At 72.9% G+C, this 12,692-nt stretch carries 10 protein-coding genes; 5 read left to right on the top strand and 5 right to left on the bottom strand.

The annotated features are described in order from the left end of the window. Positions 1-376 precede the first annotated feature (376 nt). Both ACF073_RS36105 and ACF073_RS36100 read right to left on the bottom strand, forming a co-directional pair. Positions 377-901, bottom strand: a complete 525-nt coding sequence (locus tag ACF073_RS36105) for a hypothetical protein (RefSeq protein WP_392075716.1) — start codon at positions 899-901, stop codon at positions 377-379. A gap of 576 nt (positions 902-1,477) precedes the next feature. Then, positions 1,478-3,043 (bottom strand): adenosine deaminase, encoded by a 1,566-nt coding sequence (locus ACF073_RS36100; RefSeq protein WP_392075715.1) that lies wholly within the window; start codon positions 3,041-3,043, stop codon positions 1,478-1,480. Positions 3,044-3,628: 585 nt separating this feature from the next. On the opposite strand from ACF073_RS36100, the gene ACF073_RS36095 reads away from it, so the two are divergent. Next, on the top strand, positions 3,629-4,546 hold the full coding sequence (locus tag ACF073_RS36095) for an SGNH/GDSL hydrolase family protein (RefSeq protein WP_392075714.1): 918 nt from the start codon (positions 3,629-3,631) through the stop codon (positions 4,544-4,546). A gap of 85 nt (positions 4,547-4,631) precedes the next feature. Here the strand turns inward: ACF073_RS36095 and pgm are convergent, their stop codons facing one another. From pgm to ACF073_RS36080, 3 genes are all read right to left on the bottom strand, one after another. Beyond that, a complete protein-coding gene (pgm, locus tag ACF073_RS36090) occupies positions 4,632-6,272 on the bottom strand; it encodes a phosphoglucomutase (alpha-D-glucose-1,6-bisphosphate-dependent) (protein ID WP_392075713.1) in 1,641 nt (546 codons plus the stop codon). Positions 6,273-6,458: 186 nt separating this feature from the next. After that, entirely contained in the window at positions 6,459-7,298 is an 840-nt protein-coding gene (locus ACF073_RS36085; RefSeq protein ID WP_392075712.1) for a chitosanase, read from the bottom strand. A gap of 193 nt (positions 7,299-7,491) precedes the next feature. Further along, entirely contained in the window at positions 7,492-9,033 is a 1,542-nt protein-coding gene (locus tag ACF073_RS36080; protein WP_392075767.1) for an MFS transporter, read from the bottom strand. Between the two features lie 186 nt (positions 9,034-9,219). Between ACF073_RS36080 and mgrA the strand changes: the two genes are divergently transcribed. The 4 genes from mgrA (at position 9,220) to ACF073_RS36060 (ending at position 12,452) form a co-directional block, all read left to right on the top strand. Next, positions 9,220-10,263, top strand: coding sequence for an L-glyceraldehyde 3-phosphate reductase (gene mgrA, locus ACF073_RS36075; RefSeq protein WP_392075711.1), 1,044 nt, complete (start codon positions 9,220-9,222; stop codon positions 10,261-10,263). A 150-nt stretch (positions 10,264-10,413) separates the two neighbouring features. Beyond that, positions 10,414-10,614: a hypothetical protein gene (locus ACF073_RS36070; protein ID WP_392075709.1), complete on the top strand. Its 201-nt coding sequence runs from the start codon at positions 10,414-10,416 to the stop codon at positions 10,612-10,614. Positions 10,615-10,725: 111 nt separating this feature from the next. Then, positions 10,726-11,211, top strand: coding sequence for a cation:proton antiporter regulatory subunit (locus ACF073_RS36065; protein ID WP_392075708.1), 486 nt, complete (start codon positions 10,726-10,728; stop codon positions 11,209-11,211). A gap of 5 nt (positions 11,212-11,216) precedes the next feature. Further along, complete coding sequence (locus ACF073_RS36060) at positions 11,217-12,452, top strand: cation:proton antiporter (RefSeq protein WP_392075707.1); 1,236 nt, start codon at positions 11,217-11,219, stop codon at positions 12,450-12,452. The last annotated feature ends 240 nt before the right edge of the window (positions 12,453-12,692 follow it).

The raw sequence follows: 12,692 nt of genomic DNA, 5'->3' as shown, positions 1-12,692 counted from the left end.
CAGGGGCGAGCACGGCTCCCAAGGAGCGGACGCACCCCCTCGCGCGACGCCGGCGTCCCCCTCAGAAGCCGGTCGTCAACGCTTCCGTCGCGTCACATGGTGATGGCTCTGTGTAGCTTTTGTGGTCGACTTACGAAACCTGACGGAAAAGTGCAGGTGTCCAACGGGACCGTGAGGCAACCCGACAGGTTTTTTCTCCGTCGTCGCCGCTTGGGGATCACAGCGGACGGCCGGCCCCGCTCGGCAGGTCCGGCCGGTGAACGGCGCACCGGCGGACCGTGGCGGTCCGCCGGGCGACGTGTCATGGTCCGTTCCGCGCGGGGGCCTTCGGCCGGAGGCCGATTCAAGTCACCCGCGCCGGGAACCGGAGTGTCCGTCAGGCGCAGAGCACCCGCGTCTCGGGCGTGTAGACGGGCCCGCCGCTGTTGTTGGTGCTGTCGCTGAACTCGGCGTAGTAGTACGAGTAGAAGCCGATGTTGCCGTTGCAGCCGGAGTCGGCGGCGACCTGGAGGGTGAGCGTGACGGTGCGGCTCTGGCCGGGCGGGATGGTGGCGCCGTAGTTGCCGCCGAGGTTGCTCGGGCCGGTGCCGGAACACGGGGTGCTGCCGGCCGCGGTGGCCAGGCTGCAGCCGGTGAAGCTGTACTTCAGGTCCGGGCGCTGGGTCGTCAGCCAGGTCGGGTCGATGGTCTGGTAGACGAACAGGATGTCGTAGGTCTTGTTGTTGGTGATCGTCATCGACAGCTTCACCGAACCGCCGGGGGTGGTGGTGGCGGAGTCGGTGGCGAAGGTCAGGCCGGCCGGCGCGGGGTCGGCGCTCGCGCTCGGGGCGAGGCCGAAGACGGCGAGCAGGAAAGCGAGGACGGCGGTGAGACCGAGGCGTCTCAGCAGAGGTGATCGCATGGCCCGGGAGGCTAGGCAGGCGCGTGACGCGGCGTCTGCCCCACCGCACCCGGCCCGCACCCGCATCGGCCGAAAGTGATCGCCCTGTGAAGAACTTGCGGGGATCACGTGACGGCGTGTCACTCGCCGTATACGCGCACTCCGGGGGCGGGTGACGGGAGGGGGCGGCGGGGCCCTCCGGCACCGTGGTGCGGGAGACGGTATTGGCTCGGACGCGACGCCCGGTGAGCGGCGGAATGAGGTGGACCGGTTGTGACCGCGCCTTGTTCCCGGCCAAAGAACGCTTTCCGGCCGAGAGAACGCCCGAACGGCCGGCGCCGACCCCGGGTCGCCCTCGCCAGGTCCCGGCTCGGCCATGGCGGGCTCCGGGCCCGGCCTCGGCGGGCTCCGGGCCCGGCGGCAACGGGCTCCGGGCCCGGCCTCGGCGAGCCCATGGCTCTGTCTCGGCAGGCTCCGGATCGGCCACGGCAGGCCCCCGGTTCGGCCATGGCGGGTTTCGGGCTCGGCCTCGGCGGGCTCGCGGCGCGTCTCGGCAGGCTCAGGAACCGGCGTCCCTGCGGCGCCGGGCCGATGCCGTCAGCGCGGCACCCGGGCGTGTGTCCGCTCGAAGGCGGCGAAGGCGGCCTCCTCGCGCCATTCGACCCGGGCCTTGGCGCTCTCCGTGAGCAGCCGCCGGCAGGCCGCGCCGCGCACGGGCAGGCCGGGGCGTTCGGCGCGGCAGGCCGGGACCGGACGGTAGCCGGTGGCGGCGGGGTTGCCCTGCCACAGGCTCGCGCCGGGCAGGAAGGCGTACTCCAGGGAGGCCCGGGCCAGGTCCTTCAGCTCGGGATAGCCGAGGCCGTAGGCAGCGGACGCGTACCGGTACTCGTGGCCGATGTCGGTCCGGGACACCCCGGGGTCGTCGGTGGCGAGGACGACCGGGACGCCGTAGCGGCGGTAGGTGCTGAACGGGTGGTCGGCGCCCCTGACACCGAGGATCTGGGCGTTGCTGGTGAAGGGCACCTCCACGGCCACCCGGCGGGCCGCCATGGTGCGGGCGGTGCGCTGCCAGTCGTCCTCGTGGACGAGGTCGACGCCGTGTCCGACGCGCTCGGCGCCGGCGACGTCCACGGCCTGCCCGATGTGGGACCTCAGGTCCTCGGGTCCGACCAGTCCGGGCCACAACTCGCCCGCGTGCAGGGTGACATGCGCCTTCGGGTACTGGGTGCGCAGATAGCGGACCATGCGCATCTGCAAGCCGTAGTCGCGCAGCGAGACGGCCCCGTCCTCGGGCTGGACGAGGTTGACGGCGACGAACCGCGGGTCGGCCTCGGCCAGCCGCATGCCGAGGGCGAGCTGGGTGAAGACGGCTTCGGGTGAACCGCCGCGGTACGCCTGCGAGATCCAGCGGACGGTCAGGCCACAGGCGGGCCGGGCCCGCGGGGTGCCGCAGTGTTCGGCGGCGCGGAACTCGGCGTCGCCGTCGTCGGCCTCCGCACGGGCCTCGGCGACCAGCCGGCCGAGCCCGTCGTCCGCGAGCAGCTTGCGGTGCAGCGCGGCGAGGTCGCGGTCCCAGCCGACCCGGGCGGCAAGGTCCGCCGCGCCGTCGGCGGCGGGGGTGACCATCGTCTCCAGGTAGAACTGGTTGTCGCGGACGAGGGTGTCGGCGACCTCGGCGAGCTGCTTGCCCCGGTGCCGCCAGGCGACCTCGCCGAACTTGTCGAACGTGGCGAAGAAGTGGTCGTGGCCGTTCCGGTCCGGCGGGAAGTCCTGCATGGACCAGGCGCGGACGACCGCGTCCCGGAAGGCGCGGTCGGTGCGGGCGTCAGCGGCGGGACGGGTGCCGGGGCCGCAGGGCGGGACGGCCGCGGTCAGGGTGTCGGTGTCGACGCACAGCCCGTCCTCGGCCGCCAGTTCGATGAGGTACTCGGTGGTCACCGCGCCGGGGAGGTGGTTGTGCAGGTCTCCCCCCTTGGGCAGCCGCCGGAAGAAGGCGCGCAGGGCGGCGGGGCGGTCGCGCAGGGAACGGAGGTAGGCGTCCGTGTGTGCCTCCGCCGCGGTGACCGGCCGGGGCGGCGCGGCGGGCGGGGCGTCCCGGTGCGCCGTCCGGGCGGCGGCGGGCGGGGCGGACAGCAGGGTCAGGACACTGAGGGTGCCGAGCACAGCCGGAACGATCCTGCGGCTCAGGGCACTTCGACGAAGCGGAGTCACAGGGGAATGATCACGGAAGGATCACGGCACCGGGCTCCGATCCGGCGCATCCCGGCCAAGAGCACCCGCCCGGGCCAGACACCCGCCCAGAGCGGAACCCGCCGCACCACCGTGCCCCCCCTCGTGCCCTCGTGCCCTCGTGCGCCGGCCGCCGGGCACCCCCCTGCTCCCCTCGCCGGGCACGCCCGTCGCACCATCCGATGGGCGACGCCTCGTGCGGAAGCCCGCCAGGCGACGCCTCGTGCGGAAGCCCGCCAGGCGACGCCCCGCGCGGAAGTCCGCCAGGGACGCCCCGCCCGGAAGTTCCACCGGTCGCGGAGCCGCGCGGGCGCTCTCGGCACGGCGGCCGGACGAGCGGGTGCCGGCCGCGGGCCGGCGGCCCGGGGCAGCACGCCGAGAAGCGTGCGCTCCCGCCGAACTGATGGCATCCCGCTTCTGGCCCGGGAGACCTACCGGGCGGTATACAGACCCGGTCGAACGCGCGAGGCCGCTCGGAGAGCCGCGACCGCGCGCTCCAGTGGCTGAGGGGGAGGACCTATGGCGAACGGCACGCGTCCGGCGGGCGGGACGGGGACCAGGCGGTGGACCGCCGTGCTCGGGGCGGCACTGGGCGCCGGCGCCCTCGTCGCCGCCGGTACGGCACCGGCGGCGGCGCACCCGGCCGGGCACGGCGGCGCGAGCGCCTACGCGGCGCTCGGCGACTCCTACACCTCGGGCCCCGGCATCCCCCGGCAGGTGGACGCCGCCTGCGGGCGCTCGGACCACAACTACCCCTCGCTCGTGGCCGCCCGGCGCAGCACGGCCGCGTTCACGGACGTGAGCTGCGGCGGGGCCACGACCGCCGAGATGTGGCAGGCACAGGGCGGCAACCCGCCCCAGCTCGACGCGCTGGACCGGCACACGGACCTGGTGACCGTGCAGATCGGCGGCAACGACGTCGGCTTCGGCACCGTCATCGGCACCTGCGCCCGCCTCGCCGCCCAGGACCCGGCGGGCAACCCCTGCGAGCGCTCCTACAAGGCCGCAGGGTACGACCAGTTGGCCCTGGCCGTCGTGCGCACCGCGCCGAAGGTCGACCGGGTGCTGCGTGCGGTGCACGCCCGGGCGCCGCACGCCCGGGTGGTCGTCGTCGGCTACCCGGACCTGCTGCCCGACGACGGCGGCGGCTGCTTCCCGCAGGTCCCGTTCGCCCAGAAGGACTTCCCCTACCTGCGGGACACGGAGAAGCGGCTGAATCTGATGCTGCGGCTGGTGGCGGGGGTGAACCGGGCCGAGTACGTGGACACCTACCGCCCCACGGTCGGCCACGACATGTGCAAGGCACCGGCGGACCGCTGGATCGAGCCGCTGCGGCCGGCCTCGCCCGCGGCCCCGGCCCACCCCAACGCCAAGGGCGAGGAGGCCATGGCTCGGGCCGTGCTGGCCCGGATCCAGCGAGGGCACGGACGCGGCTGAGGCCCCCTGAGGGCGGCCGGAGCGCGCTCCGGGCCGGACCTCGGGGCGGCGCGCGGAGCCGCGGCCGCCCCGCCGTCCGGACCGGTCAGGCGCCCAGCGCCGCCAGCACCACGGTCTTGGCCTCCTCCTGCACCCGGGCGAGGTGGTCGGCGCCGAGGAAGGACTCGGCGTACACCTTGTAGACGTCCTCGGTGCCGGACGGCCGGGCGGCGAACCAGGCGTTCTCGGTGGTGACCTTGATGCCGCCGATCGCGGCGCCGTTGCCGGGCGCCTCGGTGAGCACGGCCGTGACCGCCTCCCCGGCCAGCGTGTCCGCGGTGACCTGGGCCGGCGACAACTTGGCGAGCAGCGCCTTCTGTTCGCGGGTCGCGGGGGCGTCGACGCGGGCGTAGGCGGGGGCGCCGAAGCGTTCCGTCAGCCCGGTGTAGTGCTCCGAGGGGGTCCTGTCCGTGACGGCCGTGATCTCGGAGGCGAGCAGGGCGAGGAGGATGCCGTCCTTGTCGGTGGTCCACACCGAGCCGTCCCGGCGCAGGAAGGAGGCGCCGGCCGACTCCTCGCCGCCGAACCCGAGGTCGCCGCCGATCAGTCCGTCCACGAACCACTTGAACCCGACCGGCACCTCGACCAGCCGGCGGCCGAGGTCGGCGGCGACCCGGTCGATCATCGTGGAGGACACGAGCGTCTTGCCGATGCCCGCGCCGGCCGGCCACCGGTCGCGGTGCCGGTAGAGGTAGGAGATGGCGACCGCGAGGTAGTGGTTGGGGTTCATCAGGCCCGCGTCCGGGGTGACGATGCCGTGCCGGTCGGCGTCGGCGTCGTTGCCGGTGGCGATGCGGAAGCGGTCGCGCTGCTCGATGAGGGAGGCCATCGCGTACGGCGAGGAGCAGTCCATGCGGATCTGGCCGTCCCAGTCCAGCGTCATGAACCGCCACGTGGGGTCGGTGTGCGGGTTGACCACCGTCAGGTCGATGCCGTGCTGCTCGGCGATCCGTCCCCAGTAGCCGACGGAGGCGCCGCCGAGCGGGTCGGCGCCGATGCGCACGCCGGCCGCGCGGACCGCGTCCAGGTCCAGCACGCTCGGCAGGTCGCCGACGTAGGTGCCGAGGAAGTCGTACCGCCCGGTGGTGTCCGCGGCGAGCGCGCGGGCGTAGGGCAGCCGGCGTACGTCCTTCAGTCCGCCCGTGATGATCTGGTTGGCGCGGTCCTGGATCCAGGAGGTGGCGTCGGATGCCGCGGGGCCGCCGCTCGGCGGGTTGTACTTGAAGCCGCCGTCGGCGGGCGGGTTGTGCGAAGGGGTGACGACCACGCCGTCGGCGAGGCCGGTGGTGCGGCCCCGGTTGTGCGTCAGGATCGCGTGCGAGACGGCGGGGGTGGGGGTGTAGCCGTCCGCGCTGTCGATGAGCACGGTCACCTCGTTGGCGGCGAACACCTCCAGCGCGGTGGCCTTGGCGGGCTCCGAGAGGGCGTGCGTGTCGGCGCCGAGGAAGAGCGGTCCGTCCGTGCCCTGGGCCGCGCGGTATTCGCAGATGGCCTGGCTGGTGGCGGCGATGTGGTCCTCGTTGAAGGCGCTCGCCAGGGACGAACCGCGGTGCCCCGAGGTGCCGAACGCCACGCGCTGTCCCGGGTCGGCCGGGTCGGGGTGGAGCGTGTAGTACGCCGTGACCAGCCGGGCCACGTCGACAAGGTCCTCGGGACCGGCCGGCCGGCCGGCTCGCTCGTGCGGCATGAGTCCGTTCCTCCGCATCGGTGGGGTTGTTCGCTCACCCCCCATCTTTCCTCGTCAGGGGCGTGCCGTGCGAGTGCGCCCCACCAGGTGGGACGCCCCGGGGCCGGCCGCCCCGCGCGGGGCGGCGCGCCGCTTGCGGTGGCCACGCCCGCCGGCCCCGCCCGCACGGCTTCGCCCGGCCGGGGGTCAGCCGATGTGGTAGCTGTCCCCGTACACCTTCCAGTCGAGCGGGGTGTTCAGGTCGAGGTTGCCGTTGCGCAGGAAGACCCGCTGCTCGGTGTCGACCCTGCTGGTGTCGCTGTGCGCCTCCTCCTGCTTCATGGCCCACACCCGGGCGTCGAGGAAGGCGTTGAGGTACGTCGTCTCGTTGCCGCCCTGGGCCGGCGGCTTGGCGGTGCGCAGGGCGCGGTTGCGGATGTTGCGGAAGCTGGTGGCGTCGTCGCCGTCGCCGTGCATGACGATGGCGTCGTAGTAGATGAACTGGCCGAGGGCGCGCAGCTGGTCGGTCTTGCCCTGGGCGACCGCGGGGTTGAAGTAGACGCGGTCGCGTTCGTCGTTCTGGGCCTGCTGGAAGGCGGTGTCCTGGGCGGCCTTGCGCCAGTCCTTGGGATAGTTGGGGTCGAGGCCGGAGTGCGAGTCGGTGCCGTTGACCTTGCGCAGGGCGGACAGGTACTTGGCGAGGACGTTGCCGGGCTTGCGGTCGGTGTACAGCTGGACGAGGTCCAGCATGTCGCCGGTGCCCGAGCAGAAGCCGATGATGCCGGCGGTGTAGCCGCGGCCGTCGTCGATGTCCTCGATGTACTGGTACTGGGCCTTCCAGTCGAGCGAGGAGTTCTCCGCGCTCGACACCAGCTTCATGGCGATCTCCTTCTTCGCCGGGTCGTCCAGGCCCGGCGCGGCGGCGCGGGCCGTGCCGGCGGGCAGGGCACCGAGCAGGGCGCCGGAGGCGACGGCGCCCAGCGCGGCCACGACGGCCCGGCGGGAGAGGCGGGCGGCGGAAGCTGTTTCGCGGTCTGTGTGCACCACAGGGGCTCCAAAGGCGAGTGGGGGGTGGTGAGTTGGTCCGTACCGGATACTGGTAGGAAAGTTTCCTATCAAATGCGGTGGGGACCGGTAACCCGGCTCGCACGAAATTCGTAGGATCGCACCATCCCCGGCACCCTCGGGCGCGCGCCCCCCTCGGCGCCCCCGCCACTCCCCCGCGGCGCCTCCGGCAGCCTCAGCCGCGCCGCGCCTTGCCCCGCTCGCGCTCGTGCGTGAAGGCGTACAGCTCCCGCGAGGTGGTGATGAGTTCGCGCATCTCCTCCCGCGAACCGACCATCGGCTGCGAGCCCCGGAGCGGGACCTGGGCGGTCTCGGGCAGGAACCTGACGGTCAGCAGCCCGATGGCGCCGGCCAGCATCAGGTAGTAGGCGGGCATGAGGTCGTCGCCGGTCAGCTCGACCAGCGCCGCGGTGACCAGCGGTGTGGTGCCGCCGAACGCGGCGACGGCGAAGTTGAAGCCGATGCCCATGGCCGCGTAGCGGACGGCGGTCGGGAACAGGGCGGGCAGGGTGGCCGCACTGGGCGCGGCGAAGCAGGCGAGCAGGGTGGCCAGGAGCAGCACCCCGAGGACCGGCGGCCAGGTGCCGTGGGCCTTGATCAGCAGGAAGGCGGGTACGGCGAGCACGATCATCGCCGCGGCGCCCACGGCGTAGAGCGGCCGCCGTCCGACGCGGTCGCTGAGCCGGCCGAGGAAGGTGATCAGTACGACGATCCACACCATGCCGATGAGCACCAGGACGTCCGCCGAGGCGCTGGAGCGGTGCAGGGTCTCGGTCTGATAGGTCGGCAGATAGCCGGTGACCATGTAATTGGTGACGTTGTAGAGCAGCACCAGGCCCATGCAGACGAGCAGGGGCCGCCAGTGGTCGCGGACGATGCCCTTCAGCTCGCTGCCCGCCGACTCCTGGGCCAGGGACTTCTCGTGCTCGTCCAGTTGCTGCTGGAAAGCCGGGGACTCCTCCAGCTTCAGCCGCATGTAGAGGCCGATCGCGCCGAGCGGTCCGGCGATCAGGAAGGGGACGCGCCAGCCCCAGGAGAGCATCTGGGACTCCGTCAGGGCCAGATTGAGGCCGGTGACCAGCGCCGAGCCCAGGGCGTAGCCGACGAAGGTGCCGAAGTCGAGCCAGCTGGAGAGGAATCCGCGCCTGCGGTCGGGGGAGTACTCGGCGACGAAGGTGGTGGCCCCGCCGTACTCTCCGCCGGTGGAGAAGCCCTGGACCATGCGGGCCAGCAGGAGCAGCACGGGCGCGGCGATGCCGATGGTGGCGTACCCGGGGATGACACCGATGGCGAAGGTTCCCGCCGCCATCATGATCATGGTGGTGGCGAGCACCTTCTGCCGGCCGATCCGGTCGCCGAGCGGCCCGAAGACCAGCCCGCCGAGGGGTCGTACGACGAAGGCAGCGGCGAAGGTCGCGAAGGAGGAGATGACCTGGGCGGCCGGGGAGGCGCCCGGGAAGAACACCTTGCCGATGGTGGCGGCGAGGTAGCTGTAGACGCCGAAGTCGAACCACTCCATGCAGTTGCCGAGCGCGGAGGCGCCGACGGCACGGCGGAGCAGCGGGCGCTCGACGACCTGGACGTCGTCGGCGCGGAAGGCCCCTCGGTTGCGGCGGAGTCTGCGGGTCAGCTCCGCTCGGACCTGGCGCGGCAGCCGTGCCACGGCTCCCGGTACCCGCGCCCCGCTCCGGGTGTCCTTTTCCCCGCCTGACGTCACACCGTCCACGAGCGCCTCCTTCGTCACACGCCCTTGATCACCGTCTGCCCCTCCCGCCGATTCAGAAACGGAACCGCTCAATCCCATCCGGGACGGCGGTTGGACTTGCGTGACGCCAGGGAGCAGGGTGGACGAGCCCGTGCGCACACGCAGGGCACATCCACCGCACGACCCGGAGAGGACCCGATGACGTACGTCGCGGACCCCGCTCGTTACGACGGCACCATGCGCTACCGGCGCACCGGCCGTTCCGGACTGGACCTGCCGGTCCTGTCCCTCGGCTACTGGCACAACTTCGGCGGCGACCGCCCGTTCGAGACCCAGCGCGAGATCGCGCTGCGCGCCTTCGACCTCGGGATCACCCATCACGACCTGGCGAACAACTACGGCCCGCCCTACGGCGCCGCCGAGAGCAACTTCGGGCAGCTGCTCAAGCGCGACCTGGCGCCGTACCGGGACGAGCTGGTGGTCTCCACCAAGGCCGGCTGGGACATGTGGCCCGGCCCCTACGGGCAGGGCGGCGGCTCCCGCAAGTACCTGCTGGCCTCGCTGGACCAGTCGCTCGGCCGGATGGGCCTCGACTACGTGGACATCTTCTACTCCCACCGGCTGGACGCGAGCACGCCGCTGGAGGAGACCATGGGCGCGCTGGACACCGCCGTCCGCCAGGGCAAGGCCCTCTACGTGGGCATCTCCTCCTACGACGCCGAGCGCACCCGGCAGGCCGCCGCGATCCTGCGCGACCTCGGCACCCCGCTGCTGATCCACCAGCCGTCGTACAGCATGCTCAACCGCTGGATCGAGACCGACGGCCTGCTGGACACGGCGCGGGACGAGGGCTTCGGGGTCATCGGCTTCACGGCGCTCGCCCAGGGGCTGCTCACCGGCCGCTACCTGGACGGCATCCCGCAGGACTCGCGGGCCGCGCAGGGCACGTCCCTCGACTCCGGCTGGCTGACGGACGACATGCGGGACCGGCTGCGCGCCCTGAACGACATCGCGGCCCGGCGCGGGCAGACCCTGGCCCAGCTGGCGCTCGCCTGGGCCCTGCGGGACGAGCGGGTGACCTCCCTGGTGATCGGCGCCTCCCGGGTCGAGCAGCTGGAGCAGAACGTCGCCGCGCTGGAGAACCTCGGCTTCAGCGACGAGGAGCTGGCCGAGATCGACAAGTACGCGACCGACGGCGGCGTGGACCTGTGGCAGGACGCCCGGCTGGGCAACCTCGGCTGAGGGAGTCCGTCCGGGCAGGGGCCGCGGTGCCCGTCCGATATGGCACTCAGTGACACCCGTCACTGACATGGAGGATAAAGCGGACATAATGGTCGGAAGACGGGTCGCGCTTCCCGCGCTTCTCCCCGATCACAAGGAGCCGCTCACCGTATGGCGTACGGAGCCCACCGCAGCCCCCTCCTGCCTCCCCACCCCGACCTGAGCCTCGCGCGCGACTGCGAGTTGTGCCTCGGCTGGGGCACCGTCGTCACCCGCGACGGGGATCACGAGCTGTGCCACGCGTGCCAGCCCGAGCCCGGCGACGACGAGGGCGACGCCGGCGCCCCCGGTTCGCAGCTCCCCCGTTCATAGGGCTGCCCGCCCCCCTGCCCACCCGGGGCCCTTCGTGCGGCCGATCACGGTCCGGATAAGCTCTGGGTAATAGTTTCCCCAAGAAACATTCAAATGGACAGGGGGGCCGCCATGAGCGCCGCACGCACCAGCAGGACGCCGTTGCCGGGCATCGGTGTCCGGTACGACCTGACGACCCGCGAACACCAGCATCTGTCGGTGGTGGCCCACCGGGACGGTGCGCGCACGCTGAACGCCTACCGGCGCGACGATCCCGACGCCTGCGGGCTGTCGGTCCGCCTCACCGGCCAGGAGGCGGAGGCCCTGGTGGACGCGCTGAAGCCGACCCATCACAGCGCCACCCTGCTGTCCACGACGGAGCTGGGCCTGGTGGCCGAGCGGATCGAGCTGTCCGCGGCCTCGTACTGGAACGGACGGCTGCTCGGCGACACCCGGATGCGCACCGAGACCGGCGTGTCGATCGTGGCCGTGCTGCGCCTCGCCGAGGCGATCCCCTCCCCCGGCCCCGCCTTCCGGCTGGCCGGCGGCGACACGCTGATCGTCATCGGCACCCGTGAGGGCGTCGACGCGGCCGCCTCGATACTCGGACGGGAGTGAGCGGGGTGCACTCCTCCGCGGTCTTCCTGATCGAGTTCGGCGCGATCATCCTGGGCCTCGGGCTGCTCGGCCGGCTCGCCGCCCGCCTGCGGTTCTCACCGATACCGCTGTACCTGCTGGCCGGCCTCGCCTTCGGCGAGGGCGGGCTGCTGCCGCTCGGCACCAGCGAGGAGTTCGTGGCGATCGGCGCCGAGATCGGCGTGATCCTGCTGCTGCTCATGCTGGGCCTCGAATACACGGCCGCCGACCTGGTCTCCAACCTCAAGACCCAGTACCCGGCCGGGATCGTCGACGCCACCCTCAACGCGCTGCCCGGCGCGGCCATGGCCCTGCTCCTCGGCTGGGGCCCGATCGCCGCCGTCGTCCTGGCCGGCATCACCTGGATCTCCTCCTCCGGCGTCATCGCCAAGGTCCTCGGCGACCTGGGCCGGATCGGCAACCGGGAGACTCCGGTGATCCTCAGCATCCTGGTGCTGGAGGACCTGTCCATGGCCGTCTACCTGCCCGTGGTCACGGCCCTGCTGGCCGGCACCGGCTTCGCGGCGGGCAGTCTCACCCTGGGCATCGCGCTCGGGGTGGCGGGCCTGGTCCTGCTGGTGGCGGTGCGCTACGGCCGGCACATCTCCCGTTTCGTCTCCTCGGACGATCCCGAGAAGCTGCTGCTGGTGGTGCTCGGGCTGACACTGCTGGTCGCCGGGGTCGCCCAGCAGCTGCAGGTCTCGGCGGCGGTCGGCGCGTTCCTGGTGGGCATAGCCCTGTCCGGGGAGGTCGCCGAGGGCGCCCACAATCTGCTGGCCCCGCTGCGGGACCTGTTCGCCGCGGTGTTCTTCGTCTTCTTCGGCCTGCACACCGACCCGGCGAGCATCCCGCCGGTGCTGCTGCCCGCGCTCGCCCTGGCCTTCGTCACCACCCTCACGAAGATCGCGACCGGCTACTGGGCGGCACGCCGTGCCGGGATCTCGGCCAAGGGCCGCTGGCGGGCCGGCGGCACCCTGGTGGCCCGCGGCGAGTTCTCCATCGTAATCGCGGGTCTCGCCGTCACCTCGGGCATCGACTCCGACCTCGGCCCGCTGGCCACGGCCTACGTGCTGATCCTGGTCGTCCTCGGCCCGCTGACCGCCCGCTACACCGAGCCGCTCGCCCGCCGGCTGACCGGCCGCCGGGACCGGCCCACGGCACCCGAGGCCGAGACGGGAGCGGACACCGTGGCGCACGACCAGGCCACGGCCGCCCGCCCCTGACCGGGGCCCCCGCGGCGCCGGCCGTACGGCGGGGGCGCCCGCGGCCGGTGCAGGAAGTCCGCGCCCCTCCCGGCACCGCCGGCGCCGCTCACTGAGCCTCTCCGGGGGGGTACGCCGGCGCCGCGCGGGCCGACCGCGTCGCGGCGTCCGGCCCCGCGGTTCCTCGTGCTCCTCCGGGCGCCGGTTCTTCGTGCTCCACCGGGCGCCATCTGATGCGTCCCTGAGTGTTACCTATGAGTA

Source organism: Streptomyces sp. NPDC015171, assembly GCF_043079545.1.
Taxonomy (GTDB): domain Bacteria; phylum Actinomycetota; class Actinomycetes; order Streptomycetales; family Streptomycetaceae; genus Streptomyces.
The sequence above is the reverse complement of the archived record's forward strand: the minus strand, read 5'-3'. Positions and strand labels throughout refer to the sequence as shown.